22 protein-coding genes are annotated in these 24,551 nt (G+C 55.4%); 17 read left to right on the top strand and 5 right to left on the bottom strand.

Annotation, left to right across the window (positions count from 1 at the left end; translation table 11 throughout):
* Window position 1: 1 nt before the first annotated feature.
* Genes AC0LWE_RS10400 through hycI form a run of 6 tightly spaced genes read left to right on the top strand, consistent with a single transcriptional unit; the run spans window position 2 to window position 4,826 of the window.
* Complete coding sequence (locus tag AC0LWE_RS10400; protein WP_219347441.1) at window positions 2–925, top strand: respiratory chain complex I subunit 1 family protein; 924 nt, start codon at window positions 2–4, stop codon at window positions 923–925.
* 17 nt (window positions 926–942) lie between these two features.
* Window positions 943–2,652 carry a hydrogenase large subunit gene (locus AC0LWE_RS10405; RefSeq protein ID WP_059177700.1) on the top strand — a complete coding sequence of 570 codons (1,710 nt, stop codon included), beginning with the start codon at window positions 943–945 and terminating at the stop codon, window positions 2,650–2,652.
* Window positions 2,653–2,661: 9 nt separating this feature from the next.
* Window positions 2,662–3,204: a formate hydrogenlyase complex iron-sulfur subunit gene (locus tag AC0LWE_RS10410; RefSeq protein ID WP_059177701.1), complete on the top strand. Its 543-nt coding sequence runs from the start codon at window positions 2,662–2,664 to the stop codon at window positions 3,202–3,204.
* Window positions 3,204–3,971 (top strand): NADH-quinone oxidoreductase subunit B family protein, encoded by a 768-nt coding sequence (locus tag AC0LWE_RS10415; RefSeq protein WP_015960185.1) that lies wholly within the window; start codon window positions 3,204–3,206, stop codon window positions 3,969–3,971. The genes AC0LWE_RS10410 and AC0LWE_RS10415 overlap by 1 nt, the downstream gene beginning before the upstream one ends.
* Entirely contained in the window at window positions 3,968–4,378 is a 411-nt protein-coding gene (locus tag AC0LWE_RS10420) for a formate hydrogenlyase maturation HycH family protein (protein ID WP_219347442.1), read from the top strand. The genes AC0LWE_RS10415 and AC0LWE_RS10420 overlap by 4 nt, the downstream gene beginning before the upstream one ends.
* Window positions 4,371–4,826, top strand: a complete 456-nt coding sequence (hycI, locus tag AC0LWE_RS10425; RefSeq protein ID WP_216981005.1) for a hydrogenase maturation peptidase HycI — start codon at window positions 4,371–4,373, stop codon at window positions 4,824–4,826. Before AC0LWE_RS10420 ends, hycI begins: the two co-directional genes overlap by 8 nt.
* Window positions 4,827–4,935: 109 nt before the next feature.
* Here the strand turns inward: hycI and AC0LWE_RS10430 are convergent, their stop codons facing one another.
* Both AC0LWE_RS10430 and ascF read right to left on the bottom strand, forming a co-directional pair.
* Complete coding sequence (locus tag AC0LWE_RS10430; RefSeq protein ID WP_202665763.1) at window positions 4,936–6,360, bottom strand: 6-phospho-beta-glucosidase; 1,425 nt, start codon at window positions 6,358–6,360, stop codon at window positions 4,936–4,938.
* A 19-nt stretch (window positions 6,361–6,379) separates the two neighbouring features.
* Window positions 6,380–7,831, bottom strand: coding sequence for a PTS cellobiose/arbutin/salicin transporter subunit IIBC (ascF, locus tag AC0LWE_RS10435; protein WP_216981006.1), 1,452 nt, complete (start codon window positions 7,829–7,831; stop codon window positions 6,380–6,382).
* A gap of 215 nt (window positions 7,832–8,046) precedes the next feature.
* Here ascF and AC0LWE_RS10440 point away from each other — a divergent pair, with 215 nt between their 5' ends.
* The 4 genes from AC0LWE_RS10440 to AC0LWE_RS10455 all read left to right on the top strand — a co-directional run bounded on the left by AC0LWE_RS10440 (window position 8,047) and on the right by AC0LWE_RS10455 (window position 12,999).
* On the top strand, window positions 8,047–9,060 hold the full coding sequence (locus AC0LWE_RS10440; protein ID WP_059177706.1) for a LacI family DNA-binding transcriptional regulator: 1,014 nt from the start codon (window positions 8,047–8,049) through the stop codon (window positions 9,058–9,060).
* Window positions 9,061–9,192: 132 nt separating this feature from the next.
* Window positions 9,193–9,738, top strand: coding sequence for an electron transport protein HydN (gene hydN, locus AC0LWE_RS10445; RefSeq protein ID WP_059177707.1), 546 nt, complete (start codon window positions 9,193–9,195; stop codon window positions 9,736–9,738).
* Between the two features lie 2 nt (window positions 9,739–9,740).
* Entirely contained in the window at window positions 9,741–11,996 is a 2,256-nt protein-coding gene (hypF, locus tag AC0LWE_RS10450) for a carbamoyltransferase HypF (protein ID WP_202693830.1), read from the top strand.
* Window positions 11,977–12,999 (top strand): HoxN/HupN/NixA family nickel/cobalt transporter, encoded by a 1,023-nt coding sequence (locus AC0LWE_RS10455; protein WP_219347443.1) that lies wholly within the window; start codon window positions 11,977–11,979, stop codon window positions 12,997–12,999. Before hypF ends, AC0LWE_RS10455 begins: the two co-directional genes overlap by 20 nt.
* Window positions 13,000–13,510: 511 nt before the next feature.
* Here AC0LWE_RS10455 and norW read toward each other — a convergent pair.
* Window positions 13,511–14,644: an NADH:flavorubredoxin reductase NorW gene (norW, locus tag AC0LWE_RS10460; protein ID WP_219347444.1), complete on the bottom strand. Its 1,134-nt coding sequence runs from the start codon at window positions 14,642–14,644 to the stop codon at window positions 13,511–13,513.
* Entirely contained in the window at window positions 14,641–16,089 is a 1,449-nt protein-coding gene (gene norV, locus AC0LWE_RS10465; RefSeq protein WP_059177711.1) for an anaerobic nitric oxide reductase flavorubredoxin, read from the bottom strand. Before norV ends, norW begins: the two co-directional genes overlap by 4 nt.
* A 187-nt stretch (window positions 16,090–16,276) precedes the next feature.
* Here norV and norR point away from each other — a divergent pair, with 187 nt between their 5' ends.
* Window positions 16,277–17,791, top strand: coding sequence for a nitric oxide reductase transcriptional regulator NorR (gene norR, locus AC0LWE_RS10470; protein WP_219347445.1), 1,515 nt, complete (start codon window positions 16,277–16,279; stop codon window positions 17,789–17,791).
* On the opposite strand, the gene gutQ is transcribed toward norR, so the two are convergent.
* On the bottom strand, window positions 17,788–18,753 hold the full coding sequence (gene gutQ / locus AC0LWE_RS10475; protein ID WP_219347446.1) for an arabinose-5-phosphate isomerase GutQ: 966 nt from the start codon (window positions 18,751–18,753) through the stop codon (window positions 17,788–17,790). The genes norR and gutQ overlap by 4 nt on opposite strands.
* Before the next feature lie 202 nt (window positions 18,754–18,955).
* On the opposite strand from gutQ, the gene mltB reads away from it, so the two are divergent.
* From mltB to recA, 6 genes are all read left to right on the top strand, one after another.
* Entirely contained in the window at window positions 18,956–20,056 is a 1,101-nt protein-coding gene (mltB, locus tag AC0LWE_RS10480) for a lytic murein transglycosylase B (RefSeq protein ID WP_059177714.1), read from the top strand.
* Between the two features lie 311 nt (window positions 20,057–20,367).
* Window positions 20,368–21,021, top strand: coding sequence for a metal ABC transporter ATP-binding protein (locus tag AC0LWE_RS10485; RefSeq protein WP_219347447.1), 654 nt, complete (start codon window positions 20,368–20,370; stop codon window positions 21,019–21,021).
* Window positions 21,018–21,881, top strand: a complete 864-nt coding sequence (locus tag AC0LWE_RS10490; protein WP_219347448.1) for a metal ABC transporter permease — start codon at window positions 21,018–21,020, stop codon at window positions 21,879–21,881. Before AC0LWE_RS10485 ends, AC0LWE_RS10490 begins: the two co-directional genes overlap by 4 nt.
* Before the next feature lie 2 nt (window positions 21,882–21,883).
* Complete coding sequence (locus tag AC0LWE_RS10495) at window positions 21,884–22,762, top strand: metal ABC transporter substrate-binding protein (RefSeq protein WP_202665756.1); 879 nt, start codon at window positions 21,884–21,886, stop codon at window positions 22,760–22,762.
* Between the two features lie 130 nt (window positions 22,763–22,892).
* Window positions 22,893–23,390, top strand: a complete 498-nt coding sequence (pncC, locus tag AC0LWE_RS10500) for a nicotinamide-nucleotide amidase (protein ID WP_041689711.1) — start codon at window positions 22,893–22,895, stop codon at window positions 23,388–23,390.
* A gap of 92 nt (window positions 23,391–23,482) precedes the next feature.
* Window positions 23,483–24,541 carry a recombinase RecA gene (gene recA / locus AC0LWE_RS10505; protein ID WP_059177718.1) on the top strand — a complete coding sequence of 353 codons (1,059 nt, stop codon included), beginning with the start codon at window positions 23,483–23,485 and terminating at the stop codon, window positions 24,539–24,541.
* Window positions 24,542–24,551: the final 10 nt, after the last annotated feature.

Genomic DNA, 24,551 nt, shown 5'->3' on the forward strand with positions numbered 1-24,551 from the left:
CATGAGTTTGTTACTGGCATTATTTCAGGCGCTGGTGTTGTTTGCCGTCGCGCCACTGCTCTCCGGCGTGACCCGTGTGGCGCGTGCGCGGATGCATAACCGTCGTGGTCCTGACGTGCTGCAAGAATATCGCGACCTGTTCAAGCTGATGGGGCGTCAAAGCATTGCGCCCGATGCGGCGGGTTGGGTGTTTCGTCTGACGCCGTTTGTCATGGTCGGTGTGATGCTGACCATTGCCACCGCGCTGCCGGTGGTGACGGTGTGGTCACCGCTGCCTGTTTTGGGCGATCTGATCACCCTGATTTACCTCTTCGCTATCGCGCGCTTTTTCTTTGCCATTGCGGGTCTGGATACCGGCAGTCCGTTCACCGGTATCGGGGCCAGCCGCGAGGCAATGCTGGGCGTATTAGTGGAGCCGATCCTGCTGCTGGGATTATGGGTCGCCGCGCAGGTCGCGGGATCTACCCATATCAGCTTTATCACCGATACCGTCTATCACTGGCCCGTTGCGCGCAGTATCCCGCTCATTCTGGCGCTGTGCGCCTGCGCGTTTGCCACGTTTATCGAGATGGGCAAACTGCCGTTCGACCTCGCGGAAGCGGAGCAAGAGCTGCAGGAAGGCCCGCTGACTGAATACAGCGGTTACGGCTTTGCGGTGCTGAAGTGGGGCATCAGCCTTAAACAGCTGGGTGTGTTGCAGATGTTTGTCGGCGTCTTTTTCCCGTGGGGGCAAATGATCCACTTTTCCGTCGGCGGTCTGGTGCTGGCCGTGGTGATTGCCGCGCTCAAGCTGATGGCCGGCGTCCTCATTATCGCCCTGTTTGAAAACAGCATGGCGCGACTGCGGTTTGTTGCCACCTCACGCATCACCTGGGCTGGTTTTGGTTTTGCATTTTTAGCATTCGTCTCCTTGCTGGTGGCGTGATTACAGAGAGTCAGAGCATGTCAGAAGAAAAAATAGGTCAAAACTATCTCGCCGCGCTGCATCAGGCCTTCCCCGGCGTGGTGCTGGAAGAGTCCTGGCAGACGAAAGATCAGATAACCGTCACCATTAAGGTGAACTATCTGCCAGAAGTGGTGGAGTTTCTTTATTACCAGCAGGGCGGCTGGCTGTCGGTGTTGTTCGGTAACGATGAGCGTCAGCTGTGCGGTAATTACGCGGTGTATTACGTGATGTCGATGGAGCAGGGCGTGAAGTGCTGGCTCACCGTTCGCGTCGAAGTGGATCCGAATAAACCGGAATACCCGTCCGTCACGCCGCGCGTGCCCGCGGCCGTCTGGGGCGAGCGCGAAGTGCGCGATATGTACGGTCTGGTGCCTGTTGGCCTGCCGGATGAGCGCCGTCTGGTCTTGCCTGACGACTGGCCGGACGAACTCTATCCGCTGCGTAAAGACAGCATGGATTATCGTCAGCGCCCTGCGCCAACGACCGACAGCGAAACCTACGAATTCATCAACGAGCTGGGCAGCAAAAAAAATAACGTGGTGCCGATTGGCCCGTTGCACGTCACCTCCGATGAGCCAGGCCATTTCCGCCTGTTCGTCGATGGCGAAAACATTATCGATGCCGATTACCGTCTGTTCTATGTTCACCGTGGCATGGAGAAACTGGCGGAAACCCGCATGGGCTATAACGAAGTCACCTTCCTGTCTGACCGTGTGTGCGGCATTTGCGGCTTTGCCCACAGCACCGCCTACACCACGTCGGTAGAAAACGGCATGGGAATTGTGGTGCCGGAACGTGCGCAGATGATCCGCGCCATTTTGCTGGAAGTGGAGCGTCTGCATTCGCACCTGCTCAACCTGGGACTGGCCTGCCACTTTGTAGGTTTTGACTCCGGGTTTATGCAGTTTTTCCGCGTGCGTGAAGCCTCCATGAAAATGGCGGAAATCCTCACCGGGGCGCGTAAAACCTACGGTCTGAATCTGATCGGCGGGATTCGTCGCGATCTGCTGAAAGATGACATGATCCAGACCCGCTTGCTGGCGCAGCAAATGCGCCGCGACGTGCAGGAGCTGGTCGATATGCTGCTCAGCACGCCAAACATCGAACAACGTACCGTGGGCATTGGTCGTCTTGATCCGCAAATCGCCCGCGATTTCAGCAACGTCGGCCCGATGGTTCGCGCCAGTGGTCACGCCCGCGATACCCGCACCGATCACCCGTTTGTCGGGTATGGCCTGTTACCCATGACGATTCACACCGAACAGGGTTGCGACGTAATTTCGCGTCTGAAAGTGCGTATCAACGAGGTGTTCACCGCGCTGAATATGATCGATTTTGGTCTGGATAACCTGCCGGGCGGTCCGCTGATGGTCGAGGGCTTTACCTATATTCCTAACCGCTTTGCGCTTGGCTTTGCCGAAGCGCCGCGTGGGGATGATATCCACTGGAGCATGACCGGCGACAATCAAAAACTCTACCGCTGGCGCTGCCGTGCGGCGACCTACGCTAACTGGCCGACGCTGCGCTACATGCTGCGCGGCAACACCGTCTCTGATGCGCCGCTGATCATCGGCAGCCTGGATCCGTGCTACTCCTGCACCGACCGCATGACGGTGGTCGATGTGCGTAAAAAGAAAAGCAAAGTGGTGGCGTACAAAGAGCTTGAGCGTTACAGCATCGAGCGTAAAAACTCGCCGCTGAAATAAGGACTCGTGATGTTTACCTTTATCAAAAAAGTGGTCAAAACCGGCACGGTTACCAGCAGTTATCCGCTGGAGCCGATTCCGGTCGATAAAAACTTTCGCGGCAAACCTGAACACAATCCGCAGCAGTGTATCGGCTGCGCCGCCTGCGTGAACGCCTGCCCGTCGAATGCGCTGACGGTTGAAACGGATCTGGCAACCAAAGAGCTGGCCTGGCAGTTCAACCTTGGGCGCTGCATTTTTTGCGGTCGCTGCGAAGAGGTTTGCCCAACGGCGGCGATTAAGCTGTCGCAAGAGTACGAACTGGCGGTATGGAAAAAAGAGGATTTTCTCCAGCAGTCGCGCTTTGCCCTGTGCAACTGCCGGGTGTGCAGTCGTCCTTTTGCCGTGCAAAAAGAGATCGACTACGCGATTGCGCTGCTGAAACACAACGGTGACGTCCGCGCAGAACATCACCGCGAAAGCTTTGAAACCTGCCCGGACTGCAAACGCCAAAAATGCCTGTTGCCGTCCGACCGCATCGATTTAACTCGCCATATGAAAGAGGCCAGCTGATGAGCCATTTACTCGGCCCGCGCGACGATAACGGCATTCCAGTGCCGATGACGGTGGACGAATCCATCGCCAATATGAAGGCGTCGCTGCTGAAAAAAATCAAACGCTCTGCCTACGTTTATCGCGTCGACTGCGGCGGCTGCAACGGCTGCGAGATTGAAATCTTCGCCACGCTGTCACCGCTTTTTGATGCCGAACGTTTTGGTATTAAGGTCGTGCCCTCTCCGCGTCACGCCGATATTTTACTGTTTACCGGCGCGATGACCCGCGCGATGCGCTCACCTGCGCTGCGGGCATGGCAGTCTGCACCCGATCCGAAAATTTGTATTTCTTACGGAGCCTGCGGTAACAGCGGCGGGATTTTCCACGATCTTTACTGCGTGTGGGGCGGCACCGACAAAATCGTGCCGGTCGATGTCTATATTCCTGGCTGTCCCCCGACGCCAGCGGCCACGCTGTACGGTTTCGCCATGGCGCTGGGGCTACTGGAGCAGAAAATCCACGCTCGCGAGCCGGGTGAAATCGACAATCAACCCGCGACGATCCTGCATCCGGACATGGTGCAGCCGCTGCGCGTTAAAGTCGATCGCACTGCGCGCAGGCTGGCGGGATATCGCTATGGTCGCCAGATTGCCGACGATTATCTGCGCCTGCTGAGCCAGGGCGAACATCAGGTGACACGCTGGCTGGAGGCAGAAAACGATCCGCGACTGAATGAGATCGTTGCCAACTTAAATCAGGTCGTCGATGAGGCGCGTATCCGATGAGTGAAAGGGTGGTGTTCAGTCAGCTGAGCCGTAAGTTTATTGACGAAAACGATGCCACGCCGGATGCGGCGCAGCAGGTGGTTTATTACAGCCTGGCGATTGGTCACCACCTTGGGGTGATCGACTGCCTCGAAGCGGCGTTAAGTTGTCCGTGGCAAGAATATCTGGCGTGGATTGGCACGCTGGAAGCGGGGAGCACCGCGCGGCGCAAGATGGAAGGCGTGCCGAAATATGGCGAAATCGTTATCGACAGTAACCACATCGCGATGCTGGCGAACGCGTTTGATGCGGCACTCGCAATACAATCCCCCGAGCAGCAGGTGTGGAGCAAAACCGTGCTCAGCATGCTGCACGATATTCATCAGGAGAGCGCCATCTACCTGATGGTGAGGAGAATACGTGACTGACGTTTTACTGTGTGTCGGCAATAGCCTGATGGGTGATGACGGCGCAGGTCCGCTGCTGGCGGAAATGTGCGCTGCGCATCCGCAAGGAAACTGGGTGGTGATTGATGGCGGCAGTGCGCCCGAAAACGACGTCGTCGCCATTCGCGAATTGCGCCCGGACCGGGTGCTGATTGTGGATGCCACTGATATGGGGCTGAATCCCGGCGAAATCCGTCTGGTCGATCCCGACGATATCGCCGAGATGTTTATGATGACCACCCACAATATGCCGCTCAATTATCTGGTCGATCAGATTAAAGACGATGTGGGTGAAGTGCTTTTTTTAGGCATCCAGCCGGATATTGTCGGTTTTTATTATCCGATGACGCCGCCCATCAAAGAGGCGGTAGTCGTGGTTTACTCTCGTCTTGCGCAGTGGGAAGGGGACGGGGGATTTGCTCAACTGTGAGCTGTTCCCCTAACCCTCTCCCACAGGGAGAGGGAATTATCCTTTCACTTTGTAGAGTAGCGGCTTTTCTCCCTCTCCCTGTGGGAGAGGGCGGGGTGAGGGCATCAGGCTAATCCAGATCCGCGCCGTTACTCGCAATCACCTTTTTGTACCACCAGAACGATTTTTTCCGAATGCGATCCAATGAACCGTTGCCCGCGTCGTCACGATCCACGTAAACAAACCCGTAGCGCTTGCTCATTTCACCCGTCGATGCCGCCACCAAATCAATACAACCCCATGAGGTGTAGCCGATAAGCGGAACGCCATCTTCGATCGCATCGCCCATTGCACGAATGTGTTCGCGCAGGTAGCTGATGCGGTAGTCGTCGTTGATCTCGCCGTTGGCGTCAAATTCGTCTTTTGCGCCCAGGCCATTTTCGACCAGGAACAGTGGTTTCTGATAGCGGTCGTACATCATGTTCATGGTGATGCGCAGGCCCAGCGGGTCGATACCCCAGCCCCACGCGCTCACTTCGATGTGCGGATTACGCAGCGATTTAACGATGTTTGCCGCGCTGGTGTTGTTGGCGTTCATGTCTGCGGAGGCACAGCGAGAGGCGTAATAGCTGAACGACACAAAATCGACGGTGTTTTTCAGCAGCGCATCATCGCCAGGGTCTTTAACTATCGTCACCCCTTTTTCGCGAAATACGCGGGCAGAATAGGATGGATAGCGCCCGCGCGCCTGCACGTCGATAAAGAACAGATTTTCGCGGTCTTTCTCCAGCGCCATCCACACGTCTTCCGGCTTGCAGGAGTAAGGATAGAAATTACCGCCCGCCAGCATGCATCCGACCTGGTTTTGCGGGTTCACTTCATGGGCGATTTTGGTCGCCAGCGCACTTGCGACCAGTTCATGGTGCGCGGCCTGGTATTTCACCTGATCTTCGTTTTCACCCTCTTCAAACACCAGCCCGGCACCGGAGAACGGGCTGTGGAGCATGATGTTGATTTCGTTGAAGGTGAGCCAGTATTTCACCAGACCGTTAAACTCTTCAAAACAGGTACGGGCATAACGGGCGAAGAAATCGACCATTTTACGGTTACGCCATGAGCCATATTCAGTGACCAGATGCATCGGCACGTCAAAGTGGCACAGCGTCACCAGCGGTTCGATGTTGTACTTTTTGCACTCTTCAAAAACCGCACGATAAAAGGCGATACCTTCCTGATTGGGTAGCGGCTCGTCGCCGTTCGGATAGAGGCGGCTCCAGGCAATCGACGTGCGGAAAACGGTAAACCCCATCTCCGCCATCAGGGCGATGTCTTCTTTGTAGCGATGGTAAAAATCAATCGCCTCGTGGCTCGGATAAAATTCGTCCTCGCGCAGCGCAAAACGTTTTTCCTTACCGACCTTCACCGCCAGGCGATTGGCGCCGTGGGGGATCATATCGACCGTGGTCAGCCCTTTCCCGCCCTCGCGGTACGCGCCTTCACTCTGGTTGGCGGCCAGTGCGCCGCCCCATAGAAATCCTTGTGGAAAAACAGACATTTTTACCTCGCTATTCATTTTATGCTCGTGCTTCTTGTGCCTGAACCGGCGCGGTTTGCAGGGCGCGTGCTTTTTCTGCATCGTCTTCGATCGGGATATCCTCAAAGCCGAGGAGCAGGGTCAGAACAAACGATAACACCACCGCCAATGCCATCACGCCAAACACCCATACGATCGTCATCGGGTTGGCCGGATCAAAGAATTGTACGCTGGTAAACAGGCCCGGCGCGGCCATCGAATGGCTGGCAAGACCGGCCATTCCGGCCACTGCACCGCAGATAAACCCGCTGATTAAACTCGCAATCAGTGGACGTTTCAGACGGATTGCTACACCGTACAGCGCGGGTTCAGAAATACCCGCCATGATGGCAGACGCCGCCGCCGCTAACGCCGTCTGGCGCAGTTCCGGGTTTTTGGTTTTCCAGGCGACCGCCAGAGAAGAACCGCCGAGTGACAGGTTTGCGCCAATCTCAGACGGCATCACCATCCCTTCTTTGCCCGTTTCAGCAATGGTCTGGATAATCGTCGGGGTAAACACGCGGTGCATCCCGGTCATGACCAGCAGTGGCCACAATGCGCCCATAATCGCGACCGACAGCCAGCCCAGATAACCGTGAACAGTGTAAACCAGCGCGGAGATGGCGCTACCGATCCAGATCCCCAGCGGGCCAATTAAGACGATGGCAAGCGGAGCCGCAATCAGCACGATCAGCATCGGTTTAAGGAAGTTTTTGGTCACCGCAGGGGTAATTTTGTCTACCCAGACTTCGATGTACGACAGACACCAGGTCATCACCAGCGCGGGGATCACGGTGTAGGTGTATTTCACCGCGGTCACCGGAATAAATGCGAACTCAACGTGCTCGCCCTGCGCGGCTTTCGCCATCAGCTCGATAAAGCTTGGATGCACCAGCACCCCGGCGATGGCAATTGCCAATGACACGTTGGTTTTGAATTTAATCGCGGCGGACGCGGCGACCATCAGCGGCAGGAAGAAGAATGCGCCGTCGCCGATAACCGTCAGAATAGTCAGTGTCGGCGCGCCTTTTGGTAGCACACCGGTCATTTCCAGAATCATTGCCAGCAGCTTCACCATTGAGCCGCCAATGATCGCCGGGATCAGCGGAGACATCGTACCGATCAACGCGTCCAGTATTCCGGCCCCGATGCGCTTAAGCGTGAGTTTTTGCGGGCCCTGCGGCTGAGCGGGCTGCATTCCTGCCGGGAGCAGGCTCACCACTTCGCGATACGCTTGAGAGACGGTGTTGCCGATAATCACCTGGCACTGGTTGTCATTACGCACCACGCCGAGCACGCCGCTGAGGCTTTTCAGCGTCGCGGTATCCACTTTACTTTCGTCGTGCAGCACGAAACGCAGGCGCGTCATACAGTGGGTGACGGCAGCGACGTTGTCTTTACCGCCGAGCGCGCTGACGACATCGTTCGCCAGTGCAGCATAATTTTTGGCCATCGGGTGAGATCCTGTTGTCGTTTTGAGAATGGATAGGAAACCGGTTTCACAAAATCATGAATAGTTTTCTCATATGAAACAAGATGCAAATATGTACATTTTTTATATTCGTGATAACGATCACTTTGGCATATTGAAAGCGTGAGATTCGTGCTGCGACAATGTTTACGCAGTGCAGTACACTGCGGCTCATCAGGTTGAGAGGGAAAAATACAATGACCACGATGCTGGAAGTGGCGAAGCGAGCAGGGGTGTCGAAAGCGACGGTGTCGCGGGTGTTGTCGGGCAATGGCTATGTGAGCCAGGAGACCAAAGATCGCGTTTTTCAGGCGATCGAAGAGAGCGGTTATCGGCCCAATTTGCTGGCACGAAACCTGGCAACAAGACGTACGCAAACTCTCGGGCTGGTGGTGACCAACACCTTGTATCACGGCGTCTATTTTAGCGAACTGTTGTTCCACGCCGCGCGAATGACCGAAGAGAAAGGGCGGCAGCTGATCCTGGCCGATGGCAAGCACAGCGCCGATGAAGAGCGCGAAGCGATTCAGTATCTGCTTGATATGCGCTGCGATGCGATCATCATCTATCCGCGCTTTTTGAGCGTGGAGGAGATGGATGACATCATTCAGAAACACGAACAGCCGATTATGGTGCTTAACCGCCGCCTGCGTAAAAACAGCAGCCACTGCGTTTGGTCAGATCATAAAGCCTCGTGTCAGGCGGCGGTGTCGCAGCTGATTGACATGGGGCATCGCGACATTGCGTTTATCACCGGATCGCTGGATTCTCCTACTGGGATCGAGCGCCTTTCCGGGTACAAAGACGCGCTGGCTCAGCATCACATTCCCCTGAATGACGCCTTGATTGTGGAGGGAAAATGGAACCCCGAAAGCGGAGCGTTGGGCGTTTCAACGCTGCTGTCGCGCGGTGAGACATTTACCGCGCTGGTGGCCAGCAACGACGACATGGCGATTGGCGCGGTGAAACAACTGCATGACAGCGGCGTCGCCACGCCGGGCCAGGTCTCAGTCATTGGTTTCGATGATGTATCCATCGCGCCGTACATCATTCCGTCGCTTTCCAGCGTGCGGATTCCGGTGACGGAGATGATCAAAGAGACCATCAGCCGCCTTATTTTTATGCTCGACGGTGGCGACTTCACCTTGCAGCAAACGTTCAGTGGAGAACTGATCCTGCGTGATTCGGTGATTGCCGGACCGCATGTCTAACGTCGACAGGTGTCATCGTCACTTGTGTCGATGACAGACCGTCGCTTTCGATAAATCCAGTGAAATCAGCTCACTAAAACATGGCACGGTTTATGTATGTTTTGCCGCATGAATGTCATGCTGGAGAAGCAAATGAACCGTTTTATTATGGCTGATGCGAGTAAATGTATTGGCTGCCGCACCTGCGAAGTGGCGTGTGTGGTGTCGCATCAGGCGCAGCAGGATTGTGCGTCCCTTACCCCAGAATCTTTTCTGCCGCGTATTCATGTCATTAAAGGCGTGAATATTTCGACGGCGGCCATCTGTCGTCAGTGCGAAGATGCCCCGTGCGCCAACGTCTGCCCTAACGGCGCCATCAATCGTGAAAATGGTTTTGTGCAGGTGATGCAGGAGCGCTGTATTGGCTGCAAAACCTGCGTGGTGGCGTGCCCGTATGGTGCGATGGAGGTGGTGGTGCGTCCGGTTGTGCGTAACAGTGGCGCGGGTCTGAGCGTGCGTGCGGATAAAGCCGAAGCCAACAAATGCGATTTGTGCCATCACCGTGAAACGGGCCCTGCGTGTATGGAAGCCTGTCCGACACACGCGCTGGTGTGTGTGGATCGCAATAAACTTGAACAGATGAGTGCCGAAAAACGTCGTCGTGCGGCGTTTGATACGTCGTCTGCCATGCTGTTCTGACGATGAGTGACGGCGGCGTACAGCTGCGGGTGCGCGGCAAAGTGCAGGGCGTGGGGTTTCGCCCGTTCGTCTGGCAACTGGCGAATCAGCTGCATTTGCGCGGGGATGTCTGCAACGATGGCGAAGGCGTGCTGGTGCGCTTGTCGGGCGATGCGGTGGCGTTTACCGAGCTGCTCTTGCAGCAGTGCCCGCCGCTGGCACGCATTGATGAAGTGGAGACGCAGCCATTTCACTGGCCGCGCCCGCCTGCGGATTTTACTATCCGGCGCAGTGCGGCTGGGGCGATGGCAACCCAAATCGTGCCGGATGCCGCCACTTGCCCGGCGTGTCTCGCGGAAATGCGCGACCCGCGTGAGCGCCGCTATCGCTATCCGTTTATCAACTGCACCCACTGCGGCCCGCGCTTTACCATTATTCGCGCCATGCCCTACGATCGTCCGGCAACGTCGATGGCGAATTTCCCGCTTTGCGCCCCGTGCGATGAAGAGTACCGGAATCCCGCCGACCGCCGCTTCCATGCCCAGCCTGTTGCCTGCCCGAACTGCGGACCGGCGCTGGAATGGCGATCCGGTAATGAACGCTGTTCACGTGAAAACGCGCTGCAAGCGGCGGTCACATCGCTCAAAGCCGGGGGGATTGTGGCCATCAAAAGCCTCGGCGGGTTTCATTTGGTTTGCGATGCTCGCAATGTTCTGGCGATCGCCCGGTTGCGGGAGCGCAAACATCGCCCGGCTAAACCGCTGGCGGTGATGATGACGGACATCGCGCATTTACCGGTCTCCGTTCAGGAATTACTGAAATCACCTGCTGCGCCTATTGTCCTGACATCAAAAACGTTTCTTCCCGATCTGCCGCATGAGATTGCACCCGGTCTGGATACGATTGGCGTGATGCTCCCTTCAAATCCGCTCCAACATCTGCTGATGGATGACATGACCTGTCCGCTGGTGATGACGTCCGGAAACCTCAGCGGTAAACCCCCTGCGATGACAAATCAGCAAGCGCTGGATGATCTGGACAATATCGCTGACGGATTTTTGCTGCACAACCGCGACATCTTGCAGCGGATGGATGATTCCGTTGTGGACGATGAAGGCGTGATGCTGCGTCGTGCGCGGGGCTACGTGCCGGATGCGATGACGTTGCCTGATGGGTTTAAGGATATTCCGCCGATACTGGCGCTGGGCGCAGACATGAAAAATACGTTTTGTCTGGTACGCGACGGGCAGGCGGTCTTGAGCCAGCATTTTGGCGATCTGGGCGATGAAGGCGTGGCGAGCCAGTGGCGCGGTGCGCTCGCGGTGATTCAGCAGATGTATCATTTTTGCCCTGAGCACATCGTGTGTGACGCCCATCCGGGCTATCGCAGCGCGAAATGGGCCAACGAAATGGCGCTGCCCACGCAGACGGTATTGCACCACCATGCCCATGCGGCGGCGTGTCTGGCCGAAAATGGCTGGCCACTTGAGGGCGGCGATGTTATCGCGCTGACGCTCGACGGTATCGGAATGGGTGAAAACGGTGCGCTGTGGGGCGGTGAGTGCCTGCGCGTAAACTATCTGACGTGCGAACACCTGGGCGGATTGCCTGCCGTAGCGCTACCCGGCGGCGATCTGGCAGCGCGACAGCCCTGGCGAAATCTGCTCGCGCACTGTCAGGCATTTGTTCCTGACTGGCTATCGCGGCCTGAAACTCGCCCGGTGCAACAGCAAAACTGGCCGCTGCTGGCTAAGGCGATCGCCCGGGGCATCAACGCGCCGATGGCGTCGTCCTGCGGACGGTTATTTGATGCCGTGGCCTGCGCGCTCGCTATTGCGCCAGGGGTGCAAAGCTATGAAGGCGAAGCGGCCTGCAAACTGGAAGCGCTGGCGATGCGGTGCGCCGGAGTTGAACATCCCGTTACGATGCCGCTTAAAAATACTGTGCCAGACTTAGCCACATTCTGGCGGCAGTGGCTCGACTGGCAGGCGGAACCCCATGAACGCGCATGGATATTTCATGACGCGCTGGCGAAAGGGCTGGCAGATTTGGTCCGCTATCACGCCGAACGGCTGTCTCTTTCCACGATCTGCTTTAGCGGTGGCGTGCTGCATAACCGATTGCTGCGGGCGCGTCTGCGGTTTTACCTCGTGGACGTCCAACTGCTTTTCCCCTCAAAATTGCCTGCAGGCGATGGCGCTTGCTCTTTCGGGCAAGCGGTAGTCGCCGCCGCTCGAACCTGCTCACAAAGGAACTCACATGTTACGACTCATCCGTAGCGAACCCCGCGCGGTGCTTTTACTCTCTGTTCTGGCAATGGCGAATCTGCTTGCCTGGGGCTGGGCATGGCAGACGTTTAGCGGCAGTACGGCGCTGATGGCTGCAAGCCTGCTGGCGTGGTGTTACGGGCTGCGGCATGCGGTTGATGCCGATCATATTGCCGCGATCGATACCGTGACGCGCAAAATGATGCAGCAAGGTAAACGACCTTCAGGCGTTGGTGCGTGGTTCTCTTTGGGTCACTCCACGATTGTAGTGCTGGCGACGGTCGCCATTGCCGCCACCGCGACGGCATTTCAACAGAACATGACCTGGTTTCATGAAACGGGCAGCGTAATTGGCACTGCTGTTTCCGCAACGTTCCTGCTGGCGATGGCGCTGGTCAATATGGTGATTTTACGTAGCGTCTGGCGCAGTTTTCAGGCGCTGAAAAAAGGGCGCATGACACACGTTGACGCGGAACTCCCGGTGACGGGCGGCGCGATGAACTGGTTATTTGGCGCGACGTTCCGGTTGGTGAGCAAAAGCTGGCAGATGTATTTGGTCGGTTTCCTGTTTGGTCTGGGTTTTGACACGGCGACAGAAATTGGTGTGCTCGGTATCTCTGCCGCCAGCGCATCACACGGAATGTCGGTCTGGTCGATTATGATTTTCCCGGCGCTGTTTGCCAGCGGGATGGCATTGATTGATACGATTGATAATTTACTGATGGTTGGGGCTTACGGTTGGGCGTTCAATAAACCGCAGCGTAAGCTCTATTACAATATGACCATTACCGGCACCTCGGTCGTGGTGGCGCTTTTTATCGGTGGGCTGGAAGCATTGGGCCTGGTTATGGATAAGTTCCAGCTAAGCGGCGGCATCTGGAATGCTGTGGCGAAGGTCAACGATAATCTTGGCAACGCGGGATTTTTCGTGGTTGGCTTGTTTATCACCTGCTGGGTCATCTCTATGCTTAATTACCGATGGCGTGGTTACGATGCGCTGATGGTGCGCTCGTAGTCGTTTTTTTGCAGCCTGTTCTAACAGGGGATGGCGCTCTTTCAACGTGCGCGCCGCACACTTTTTTGGCAACAAATAAGATAAGGGAAATGGATTTTCCAACGATCATACAGGGCGATTTTTTATCTTTATCGAAAGATATTATCCATTCATATAACTTATTTTATTTCTGTTTCAGCCTATTAATCCAAATGTATGAATGGAAATACGTTGTGGCTCGTGCGTGTTTTGGGATAAGTGGGGATAAAAAGATTTTGTGTCCAAATTCGGAATGTTATTGTCTAAAGCCGATAAAAACATGAAAATAGGCGTGCATTATTAATTGATAATTATAGGTTATATATTTGCATTTCCCGTATTTATAATAGTGATAATAAACAAAGGAATGATGGTGTGATTTATTTAATAATTATTTACCTTGTGAATAGAGCGCGTAAAAAAAAGCCCCGGGACATCGGGGCTGCGGATAATAAAATCCTAACATCAAGTAAGATGAGCAAGAGACTGAGGGTTAAACGGGTAACGATTTCAACAGAGCGAAAGCCTCCTTCATTCGATCTTCACTGACCACAAAAGCACGCAGCTGACCGTCATCATCCATTCCACGCGCCACCATCCCTTGCGGCTCAAGCGTTATCTGCCAGTTAAGATCCTGACGCTGCGTTTCGCCAGCGAGATGCAGCGGCAATTCGGGCGTTTTCACTTTCACCAGCATGGCGGGTAATTTCAGCGGTGTGCTGATGCCAAGCAGATTTTTCGCTAAAACCATTGCACCGATCTGAATGGGCTGCAGGAACGGCAGCACCTGGCCGTTAATTTCTGCACAATCTCCCAGCGCATAAATATCGGACTGTGTGGTTTGCAGATAGCTGTCGACCTTCACGCCGCGATGGGTTTCTGCGCCGGCCCTGTGGGCAAGCGCGGTTTCTGGCCGCAAACCGGTTGCGGCAATCACCACGTCCACTTCCACGCTGCGGTTGCGGTCGAGGGTCGCGCGGATCCCGGTGTCGGTTTTTGTCAGACTCTGCAACTGCGATTTCAGCAGGTGGTGCACGCCCATATCCGTCAGGCGATGCTGTAAGCGACTGCTGACTTCTGCGGGCATCAGGGCGGATAAAATACTGGCCGCATGATCGACCAGCGTCACGTATTTACCCGCCCGGCAAAAATCCATTGCCAGTTCGGTACCAATCAGACCCCCACCAACAATCATCACCCGCCGGGCATCGCGAAGCGTGGTTTCGCACGCCTGGTATTCCTGCTGACTATTGAGCGTCAGCATCAGCTCGCGGCCTTCAATCGGTGGCACAAAAGCCGATGCACCCGTTGCCAGCACCAGTTTGTCGTAGTGCCATTGCTTATCCTTGGCCTTCACGCAGTGCGCGGCGGCGTCGATATCGGTTACCCAGGTATACGGGAAAAGACGCAGGTTGAACTGTTCAGCAAATTCCCCGGCCGTCTGGCGGGTGAGGTCGTTGGCGCGCTGGCTCAGGCTGATGACGTGGCTGAGATCCGGTTTGGTGTACTCGTCCATACTGTCAGCGGCAATGAGCGTCAGCGGCACAGTCGCGTCCTGTTTGCGGATATTTTTCACCAGCTGACGGGCGGCAAAGCCCGAGCCGATGATCACGATTCCGTGGCTCATTTTGCCTCCGTTGCCAGGACGTCGAAAACGTCTTTGCCGAGTGAACATTCAGGGCACAGGAAATTATCCGGCACGTCACTCCACGGCGTGCCTGGCGCAACGTCCTGAAGCGGTTCGCCCAATGCAGGGTCGTAGACCCACTGGCAAACGCTGCACTGCATGCACGGGCCCAGTTCTGCTGCCGCAGCGGCGGCGCAGGCGCAATTTTCCTGCTGTTGCGTCGGTTTTACTGTGGCTTCTGGCAGCGGAGCGAGCGCCCACTGACGTGCAATCTCACGGCCGTGCTGGCGGCAAATTTCCAGCGCGTCGACGTCCGGACGCCATTTCGCTTTCAGGCTCATCGACATTTCAAAACCGGCATCTTGTAAGCGCGTGGACAGACGATCAACCGCGCCGCCGCTCCAGCCGTGGGAGCCAAAAGCGCTGGCTCGCTTGTTACGAAAACGCAGGCCCGTCATCTCTTCAACCAGACCGGCGATCTTCGGCATCATCACGTTGTTCATGGTGGACGTTCCCACCAGCACGCCTTTCGAGCGGAAAACGTTGGTCAGAATCTCGTTTTTATCACTGCGCGCCACGTTGAAGATTTTCACCGCCACGTTCGGGTCGACTTCGTTAATGCCCTGAGCAATCGCGTCCGCCATCATGCGGGTATTGTTGGACATGGTGTCGTAGAACAGAGTGATGCGGTCTTCCTGATAATCCGCCGCCCATTTCAGATACAGCTCTACGATTTGCGTTGGGTTTTCACGCCACACCACACCGTGGGAAGTGGCAATCATGTCCACGGGCAAATTGAAGCCGAGAATCTCAGTGATTTTTGGCGTCACCAGACGGCTGAACGGGGTCAGGATATTGGCGTAGTAGCGTTGGCACTGCTCGAACAGCTCGGTCTGATCCACTTCGTCGTTGAACAGGCGCTCATCGCAGTAGTGCTGACCAAAGGCGTCGTTACTGAACAACACTGCGTCGCCCGTCATGTAAGTCATCATGCTGTCAGGCCAGTGAAGCATCGGAGTTTCAACGAAGATGAGCTGTTTGCCGTTGCCAATATCCAGCGAGTCACCGGTTTTGACCGTGTGGAAGTTCCACTCCGGATGGTGATGATGACCGTTGATAGAATCAATGGCGTTGGTGGTGCAGTAAATTGGGGTGTTCGGAATGTATGACATCAGCTCGGTCAGCGCACCGGCATGGTCTTCTTCCGCATGGTTAATGATGATGTAGTCGATAGCGTCCAGATCGATTTCGCTGCGCAGGTTCTGCACGAACTCGCGGCTGAATTTGTGATCGACAGTATCGATCAGGACATTTTTACCTTCACGAATCAGATAGCTGTTGTAGCTGCTGCCGCGGAGGGTTTTATATTCGGTACCATGAAAATCACGCACTTCCCAGTCACGTTGACCCACCCAATGAATATTATTTTTAACCAGAATAGACATAGCAACCTCAAATTAATACGGTGTTTTTAAGTAAGATGATTTGCTTATATCAAGTTGCGTGCCAACTATTTATGATATTGATTTGTATGAATTTTAAAAATAATGACTCATAATGAGTAGTCAAAATGACTATCTTGTTGGCTGTCAATATGACAACATGCATTGTCAAAATGACAGCGAGGTAAAAATGAGTTTTTCCGTAGAGGTGCTGGCGAAAATCGCCATTGAACTGCAAACCGGGATTGGCCATCAGGATCGCTTTCAGCGGCTGATCTCCACGCTGCGCCACGTGCTGGATTGCGATGCGTCGGCACTGCTGCGCTACGAAGGACGACAGTTTATTCCGCTGGCGATCGACGGGCTGGCGCACGATGTACTGGGGCGTCGTTTTACGCTGGAAGGTCATCCGCGCCTGGAGACCATCGCCCGTGCGGGCGACGTGGTGCGATTCCCGGCGGACAGCGATTTACCCGATCCCTACGACGGATTAATCCCTGGGCAAGAGAGCCTGAAGGTGCACGCCTGTATCGGCCTGCCGCTGTTTGCCGGACAGAATCTGATTGGCGCGTTAACGCTCGATGGTCTGGAGCCGGACCAGTTCGATACGTTTAGCGATGAAGAGCTGCGCCTGATTGCCGCGCTGGCGTCTGGCGCGCTCAGTAATGCTCTGCTGATCGAACAGCTGGAAAGCCAGAACATTATGCCGGGCAGTCCGGTCGCGTTTGAGCACGTCGCGCATACGGAAATGATCGGTCTGTCGCCGGGGATGATGCAGCTGAAAAAGGAGATCGAGATCGTTGCGGCGTCCGATCTCAACGTGCTGATCGGCGGTGAAACGGGCACCGGGAAAGAGCTGGTGGCGAAGTCGATTCACGAAGGTTCGCCGCGCGCGGTCAATCCATTGGTATATCTGAACTGCGCCGCGCTGCCCGAAAGCGTGGCGGAAAGTGAGCTGTTCGGGCACGTTAAAGGGGCGTTTACCGGCGCAATCAGCAACCGTAGCGGCAAGTTTGAAATGGCCGATAACGGCACGCTGTTCCTTGACGAAATTGGCGAGCTGTCGCTGGCGCTCCAGGCCAAGCTGCTGCGCGTGTTGCAGTACGGTGATATTCAGCGCGTCGGCGACGATCGCAGTTTGCGCGTCGACGTGCGTGTTCTGGCGGCCACCAACCGTGACCTGCGCGAAGAGGTGCTGGCCGGGAATTTTCGTGCCGATCTGTTCCATCGTTTGAGCGTGTTTCCGCTGTCGGTGCCGCCGCTGCGCGAGCGTGGCGAAGACGTGGTGCTTCTGGCGGGGTTTTTCTGCGAGCAGTGCCGGTTAAAAATGGGCTTATCACGCGTGGTGTTAAGCCCCGGCGCGCGCAGCCATTTGTTACGTTACGGTTGGCCGGGCAACGTGCGTGAGCTGGAGCATGCCATTCATCGTGCGGTGGTCCTGGCACGTGCCGCACGTTTGGGCGATGAGGTGGTGATCCACGCGCGACATTTTGCTATATACGATGAGACCGCGCCTGCCGTGGCGCAGGAAACGCCTGTCATAGCCAATGAAAATCTGCGTGAAGCGACGGACGCGTTTCAGCGCCAGATGATTACCCGCGCGCTGGATCAAAATGGACGTAGCTGGGCGGCTTGCGCGCGCGCACTTGAGATGGACGTCGCCAACCTGCATCGGCTGGCGAAACGCCTTGGGCTAAAGGGTTAAATAATCCCGGCTTGATAGAAATCCTGCAGGTTGATGGCGCCGCAAAGCTTGCCGGTGTCGTCAACGACAGGTGCCGCCGTGATTTTACGTTTCATCAATATCTCTTTGGCTTCGATGGCGCGGCTTTCAGCGTTTAACGTCAGCCCGCCTGCGGTCATCGCATCACTCACGATAGCGTCCAGACTGCCGCCGCCGACCAGCCAGCGGCGAAGGTCACCGTCGGTGAAGACACCCTTAACCAGACCGGTTTCGTCGCAGACGGCGACCAGGCCCAGCCCGGTGCGGCTCAATTCCAGCATCGCGTCCATGACGCTGGTGCTGAGTTTGACCTGCGGGACCGCCTCTTCAGTACGCATTAAATGGTGAACTTTGTTGAGCAGACGCGCACCCAGCGCACCTGCTGGATGAGAGCGCGCAAAATCTTCTTCATTAAAACCGCGCGCCTGCATGACGGCCATCGCCAGCGCGTCGCCCATCATCAGGGTATTAACGGTGCTGGACGTTGGTGCGAGGTGCATCGGGCAGGCTTCGCGTTCAACGGAAATATCCAGCGTCGCTTTCGCGGCCAGCGCCAGCGGTGAGCGGGACTTTCCGGTCATCGCCAGCAGTGCAACGGATTTTTCCTGCAAACGAGGAATGATCAAATCCAGCTCTTTTGCCGAGCCGGAATAGGAGATAAACAGCATCACGTCGCGACTTTCGATCATCCCCAGATCGCCATGCAGGGCTTCTGCCGGATGGACAAAAAAGGCCGGCGTGCCGGTGCTGGCGAGCGTCGCGGCAATTTTCTTGCCGATATGCCCGGATTTACCAATGCCTGCGACGATCACTTTGCCTTCGCATTGAATAATGGTGTTGGCTGCGCGGACAAAATCATCGCCCAGTCTTTCTGGCAGGCGGCTGGCTTCCTGTAGCTCCAGCATTAATGTCTGACGGCCTGTGTTTAGCAGAAAATCACTCATTTTTATCTCCGGTTAAAATCCCTTGCGCCTCTCGTCAGAGAAGCCGACAGAAATGTGGCTGCGCCCATGATAGTGCATTCTCCTGGTGGGGACCCTGCCCAATACCGAAAGATTTTGCTTAGCGCCACAGAACTCCTTCCTTGAGGTGTCGCGGATGCTTTACCATACTTGCCACTTATCGAATTCTTTCAATGGATGTCTCATGGTCAAGCGTCGTTACGCAGCGCTCATTCCCGCGCTGATTATGCTTGCTGCCTGTAGCAGCAAACCGAAAACAGAGGAAGTTCAACAGACGGCTGGCGCGCCCTCCGGCGGTTTTCTGCTGGAGCCGCAGCACAATGTCATGCAGATGGGCGGTGATTTCGCCAATAACCCTGCGGCCGAACAGTTCATCGATAAGATGGTGAGCAAGCACGGTTTTAACAGACAACAATTGCACGAGATTTTGTCCCAGGCTAAACGTCTGGATTACGTGCTGCGCCTGATGGACAGACAAGCGCCAACCGCGCAGGCTCCGACAGGACCGAACGGTGCGTGGCTGCGCTATCGTAAACAGTTCATTACCCCGGACAACGTGCAAAACGGCGTGGCATTCTGGAATCAATATGAAGATGCGCTGAACCGCGCATGGCAGGTCTACGGCGTTCCGCCTGAAATCATCGTCGGTATTATTGGTGTGGAAACCCGCTGGGGCCGCGTGATGGGCAAAACGCGCATTCTCGATGCGCTGGCGACGCTTTCCTTTAACTATCCGCGCCGCGCAGACTATTTCTCGTCCGAGCTGGAAACCTTCTTACTGATGGCGCGCAACGAGCAGGACGATCCGCTGGATCTTAAAGGCTCATTTGCGGGCGCAATGGGTTATGGCCAGTTTATGCCGTCGTCCTATAAAGAATACGCGGTGGACTTTAACGGTGACGGGCATATCAACCTGTGGGATCCGGTGGATGCCATCGGCAGCGTGGCGAACTACTTCAAAGCGCACGGCTGGGTGAAAGGCGAGCCGGTTGCCGTGCAGGCCAACGGACAGGCGCCAGGGCTGGAAAATGGTTTCAAAACCAAATATAGCGTGGCACAACTGGCGTCAGCCGGGTTAACGCCAATGCAGCCGCTGAACAATAACCAGCAGGTGAGCTTACTGCGTCTGGATATTGGTACGGGTTATCAATACTGGTATGGCCTGCCGAATTTCTACGCGATTACCCGCTACAACCACAGCACGCACTACGCAATGGCGGTGTGGCAGTTGGGCCAGGCGGTTGCGCTGGCGCGTGTGCCTGCGGCATCTCCGTTTAGTCAGTAAGTTTTCCCACCGCTGCATGGTTTGCCGGAGCAGGGTCTCATCTCCGGCAGACCATCAGGTCGCTATTTGATACGTCGCGCTTTATCTTTACCGCCACGGTAAGAAGGGCAACGGTAACATTTCGCCACACTCCATTATCATCTTCTGCATTTACATCTGCATCGCAATTTAATAATGTTATGTTATAACATTATTTGTGGTGTCACTATGTCTATCTCGCTTCTCTCTCTTTCCGCGCTGGCGCGACTCCTTATGGCTTTTGGGCTGATATCGATTATTGCGTTGGCGGTGCGCTGGGCGGTGATTCTCCCATGATTGAGCTACAGAATCTGGTGGCCGGATATGACGGCCAGCCGGTTACTCAGGCGCTCAATGGCGTCATTGAGCGCGGCAGTATGACGGCAATTATCGGCGCGAATGGCTGCGGTAAATCGACGCTGCTAAAAACGCTCGCGGCATTTATTCCTCCGGTGAGCGGGGGTTTTCGCTGGCAGGAAAAACGTCCGGTCATCGGCTGGCTGGCCCAGCGCCACTCGCTGGAAGCGCAATTTCCCCTGACCGTCCAGGATGTGGTGAGTATGGGTTGTTGGCCCGGCATCTCTTTATTGTCGGGATTGCAGCGCAAAACGCGTTTGCGTATCGCCAGCGCGCTTGAGCGGGTTGGGTTGCAGGCGCTGGCAACGTCGACGATTGATGAACTCTCCGGGGGGCAATTCCAGCGCATGCTTTTCGCCAGAGTGCTGGTGCAGAACGCGCCGTTGGTGATGCTGGATGAACCTTTTACGGGTGTCGATGAAGCCACCTGTAACGTGCTGATGGAATTGATGCTGGATATGTATTTGCAAGGGCAAACCGTTCTGGCGGTGTTGCATGACAGCGAGCGCGTGGCACGTCATTTCCCTCAGACACTGCGTTTAGATACCGGCACACCTTGTTGGGCAACAGTACGCGCGAGGGTGACATGATCTGGCATCTCTTTTTCCAGTCATTTATTGAATACGGATTTATGCGTCGTGCGCTGGTGGTGTGTCTGGCCCTTTCTGTGAGTACCACGATGCTGGGCGTTTTTTTACTGCTCCGCCGAATGAGTCTGATGGGTGATGCTTTGTCGCACGCTATTTTACCCGGTGTCGCGGTGGGTTATTTGCTCAGCGGTATGTCACTGCTGGCGATGAGTGTGGGCGGATTTATTGCCGGAATTTTCGTTGCGCTGATTGCCGGTTTGGTCAGTCGGCGTACGCCGCTCAAAGAAGACGCCAGCTTTGCGGGGCTTTACCTTGGCTCCCTGGCGCTGGGCGTCACGCTGGTTTCACTTCGCGGTTCCAGTGTCGATCTTCTGCATCTGCTTTTTGGCTCCATTCTGGCGGTTGATAACGCTGCGGCACTGTTTGTGGCGGGCGTCTGCATATTCACCTTATTGATGCTGGCCATTTTCTATCGTGGCCTGGTCACCGAAGCATTCGATACCGCCTGGTTACAGGTCAATTCACGCGCGTTGCCCGGATTGTTACATGGGCTGTTTCTTGCCTTGCTGGTGCTTAACCTCGTCGCCGGATTTCAGGTGCTGGGCACGCTGATGGCGGTGGGCTTAATGATGCTGCCTGCCGTCGCTGCACGCTGCTGGATGCGAACATTGCCAGGACTGTTACTTATGGCGGGCATCAGCGGGATTTTTTGCGCCTGGCTTGGATTGAGCCTGTCATGGGCGGCAAGTTTGCCTGCCGGGCCGTCTATCGTACTAACCGCGAGCGCGTTATTTATTTTTTCCGTTTTATTTGGCTCGCGCAGCAATCTGCGTGCGCTTTTTCAACGCAAGGGGACGTGAAGATGAAACGAACAGGGGTAATGATTGCGCTGGTGCTGGGGTTCATGACGCAGAGCGCGCTGGCTAAAACGCTGAACGTGGTGACGAGTTTTTCCATTCTCGGTGACATCACGCAGGAAGTGGGGGGCAAGCATGTGAGCGTGACGACGCTGGTTGGCCCGGATGGCGATCCGCATACCTTTGAGCCCTCACCAAAAGACAGTGCAGCGCTCAGTAAAGCTGATGTGGTGGTGGTGAACGGTTTAGGGCTGGAAGGTTGGCTCGACCGGCTGGTAAAAGCGTCAGGGTTTAAAGGCACGCTAGTAGTGGCTTCTTCTGGAGTTAAAACCCACACTTTGGAAGAAGAGGGCAAAAGCGTAACTGATCCTCACGCCTGGAACAGCGCTGCGAACGGGGCGTTGTATGCACAAAATATTCTTACAGGTCTGGTGCAAGCCGATCCGCAAGATAAAGCGGCGCTGGAGGCTTCTGGTCAGGCGTATATCGCTCAGCTCACGCAGCTGGATAGTTGGGCGAAAACGCAGTTTAGCCAGATTCCCCAGCAAAAACGTAACGTGCTGACCAGCCATGATGCGTTCGGCTATTTTAGTCGTGCTTATGGGGTGAATTTTATCGCTCCTCAGGGGCTTTCTTCCGAGAGTGAGGCGAACGCTGCACAGGTGGCGGCGATCATTGATCAGATTAAGGCTGACGGCGTGCAGACCTGGTTTATGGAAAACCAGCTCGATCCGCGTCTGGTGAAACAAATTGCCACTGCAACGGGCGCCCAGCCCGGCGGGGAACTTTATCCTGAGGCGCTGTCGGCCAAAGGTGGCGTGGCGGATACTTACGTAAAAGCCTTTCGTCATAACGTCAAAACGATTGCGGATAGCATGAAGTAATTCTTTTTTTAAGCCGATGCCGTCGCATCGGCTTTTTCTGAAGCCTCCTCGTTAAACCTGAACCTCATCTCCCTATCTCACAAGAAAGTGCTACATTGTGCTCCATGTTTTTCAGGAGCCGAAAGCGATGATGACTGACCATGAATTGATGCAGCTGAGCGAAGTGGTAGGGCTGGCGTTGAAGCAGCGTGGCGCTACGCTGACGACGGCGGAATCCTGTACGGGCGGATGGGTGGCAAAAGTGATTACGGATATCGCGGGTAGCTCCGCGTGGTTCGAACGTGGCTTTGTAACCTACAGCAACGAAGCTAAAGCCCAGATGATTGGGGTTCGCGAACCGACGCTTGAACAGCACGGCGCGGTGAGCGAGCCGGTGGTGGTTGAAATGGCCATCGGTGCACTTAAAGCCGCGCAGGCAGATTTTGCGATTTCTGTCAGCGGTATCGCCGGACCCGATGGCGGTAGCGACGTGAAACCCGTTGGTACCGTCTGGTTTGGTTTCGCCACGGCACAAGGCCAGGGAATCACCCGTCGGGAGTGCTTCAGCGGGGATCGCGAAAGCGTGCGCCGTCAGGCAACGGAATACGCGTTAAAAACGCTCTGGCAACAATTTCTACAAAACACTTGATACTGTATGACTATACAGTATAATTGCTTCAACAGAACAGTTTTCACCTCCCGGGAATACGTAAGCGGATTTCCGGCATGACAGGAGTAATAATGGCTATCGACGAAAACAAACAGAAAGCGTTGGCGGCAGCGCTGGGCCAGATCGAAAAGCAATTCGGTAAAGGCTCCATCATGCGCCTGGGTGAAGACCGTTCCATGGATGTGGAAACGATCTCCACGGGTTCGCTTTCTCTGGACATCGCGCTGGGTGCGGGTGGCCTGCCAATGGGTCGTGTCGTAGAAATCTACGGACCGGAATCCTCTGGTAAAACGACGCTGACTTTGCAGGTTATTGCATCAGCACAACGCGAAGGCAAAACCTGTGCGTTTATCGATGCAGAGCACGCGCTGGATCCAGTCTATGCCCGTAAACTCGGTGTAGATATCGATAATCTTCTGTGTTCTCAGCCGGATACCGGTGAGCAGGCATTGGAAATCTGTGATGCGCTGGCACGTTCTGGCGCAGTTGACGTTATCGTTGTCGACTCCGTTGCGGCACTGACACCGAAAGCGGAAATTGAAGGCGAAATCGGCGACTCTCACATGGGCCTCGCGGCACGTATGATGAGCCAGGCAATGCGTAAACTGGCCGGTAACCTTAAGCAGTCTAATACGCTGCTGATCTTCATCAACCAGATCCGTATGAAAATTGGTGTGATGTTTGGTAACCCGGAAACCACTACCGGGGGTAACGCACTGAAGTTCTATGCGTCCGTTCGTCTGGATATCCGTCGTATCGGCGCAGTGAAAGATGGCGATAACGTGATCGGCAGCGAAACCCGCGTGAAAGTTGTGAAGAATAAAATCGCCGCTCCGTTCAAGCAGGCTGAATTCCAGATCCTTTACGGTGAAGGTATCAACTTCTTTGGCGAGTTGGTTGATCTCGGCGTGAAAGAGAAGCTGATTGAAAAAGCAGGCGCCTGGTACAGCTACAACGGTGACAAAATTGGTCAGGGTAAAGCGAATGCTATCTCCTGGTTGAAAGAGAACCCAGCAGCAGCGAAAGAAATTGAGAAGAAAGTGCGCGAACTCCTTCTCAGTAACCAGGATTCTAAACCTGACTTCGTTGTTGATGCCGCAGATGCTGAAGAAACCAACCCAGATTTCTAATGATCTGGTG

It is taken from the genome of Lelliottia sp. RD5 (assembly GCF_056032945.1).

What these genes read in the sequence shown, in the direction of transcription:
- AC0LWE_RS10400 (WP_219347441.1), top strand. Translation starts at nt 2, where the DNA reads ATGAGTTTGTTACTGGCATTATTTCAGGCGCTGGTGTTGTTTGCCGTC.
- AC0LWE_RS10405 (WP_059177700.1), top strand. Translation starts at nt 943, where the DNA reads ATGTCAGAAGAAAAAATAGGTCAAAACTATCTCGCCGCGCTGCATCAG.
- AC0LWE_RS10410 (WP_059177701.1), top strand. Translation starts at nt 2,662, where the DNA reads ATGTTTACCTTTATCAAAAAAGTGGTCAAAACCGGCACGGTTACCAGC.
- AC0LWE_RS10415 (WP_015960185.1), top strand. Translation starts at nt 3,204, where the DNA reads ATGAGCCATTTACTCGGCCCGCGCGACGATAACGGCATTCCAGTGCCG.
- AC0LWE_RS10420 (WP_219347442.1), top strand. Translation starts at nt 3,968, where the DNA reads ATGAGTGAAAGGGTGGTGTTCAGTCAGCTGAGCCGTAAGTTTATTGAC.
- AC0LWE_RS10430 (WP_202665763.1), bottom strand. Translation starts at nt 6,360, where the DNA reads ATGTCTGTTTTTCCACAAGGATTTCTATGGGGCGGCGCACTGGCCGCC.
- ascF (WP_216981006.1), bottom strand. Translation starts at nt 7,831, where the DNA reads ATGGCCAAAAATTATGCTGCACTGGCGAACGATGTCGTCAGCGCGCTC.
- AC0LWE_RS10440 (WP_059177706.1), top strand. Translation starts at nt 8,047, where the DNA reads ATGACCACGATGCTGGAAGTGGCGAAGCGAGCAGGGGTGTCGAAAGCG.
- hydN (WP_059177707.1), top strand. Translation starts at nt 9,193, where the DNA reads ATGAACCGTTTTATTATGGCTGATGCGAGTAAATGTATTGGCTGCCGC.
- hypF (WP_202693830.1), top strand. Translation starts at nt 9,741, where the DNA reads ATGAGTGACGGCGGCGTACAGCTGCGGGTGCGCGGCAAAGTGCAGGGC.
- AC0LWE_RS10455 (WP_219347443.1), top strand. Translation starts at nt 11,977, where the DNA reads ATGTTACGACTCATCCGTAGCGAACCCCGCGCGGTGCTTTTACTCTCT.
- norW (WP_219347444.1), bottom strand. Translation starts at nt 14,644, where the DNA reads ATGAGCCACGGAATCGTGATCATCGGCTCGGGCTTTGCCGCCCGTCAG.
- norV (WP_059177711.1), bottom strand. Translation starts at nt 16,089, where the DNA reads ATGTCTATTCTGGTTAAAAATAATATTCATTGGGTGGGTCAACGTGAC.
- norR (WP_219347445.1), top strand. Translation starts at nt 16,277, where the DNA reads ATGAGTTTTTCCGTAGAGGTGCTGGCGAAAATCGCCATTGAACTGCAA.
- gutQ (WP_219347446.1), bottom strand. Translation starts at nt 18,753, where the DNA reads ATGAGTGATTTTCTGCTAAACACAGGCCGTCAGACATTAATGCTGGAG.
- mltB (WP_059177714.1), top strand. Translation starts at nt 18,956, where the DNA reads ATGGTCAAGCGTCGTTACGCAGCGCTCATTCCCGCGCTGATTATGCTT.
- AC0LWE_RS10485 (WP_219347447.1), top strand. Translation starts at nt 20,368, where the DNA reads ATGATTGAGCTACAGAATCTGGTGGCCGGATATGACGGCCAGCCGGTT.
- AC0LWE_RS10490 (WP_219347448.1), top strand. Translation starts at nt 21,018, where the DNA reads ATGATCTGGCATCTCTTTTTCCAGTCATTTATTGAATACGGATTTATG.
- AC0LWE_RS10495 (WP_202665756.1), top strand. Translation starts at nt 21,884, where the DNA reads ATGAAACGAACAGGGGTAATGATTGCGCTGGTGCTGGGGTTCATGACG.
- pncC (WP_041689711.1), top strand. Translation starts at nt 22,893, where the DNA reads ATGACTGACCATGAATTGATGCAGCTGAGCGAAGTGGTAGGGCTGGCG.
- recA (WP_059177718.1), top strand. Translation starts at nt 23,483, where the DNA reads ATGGCTATCGACGAAAACAAACAGAAAGCGTTGGCGGCAGCGCTGGGC.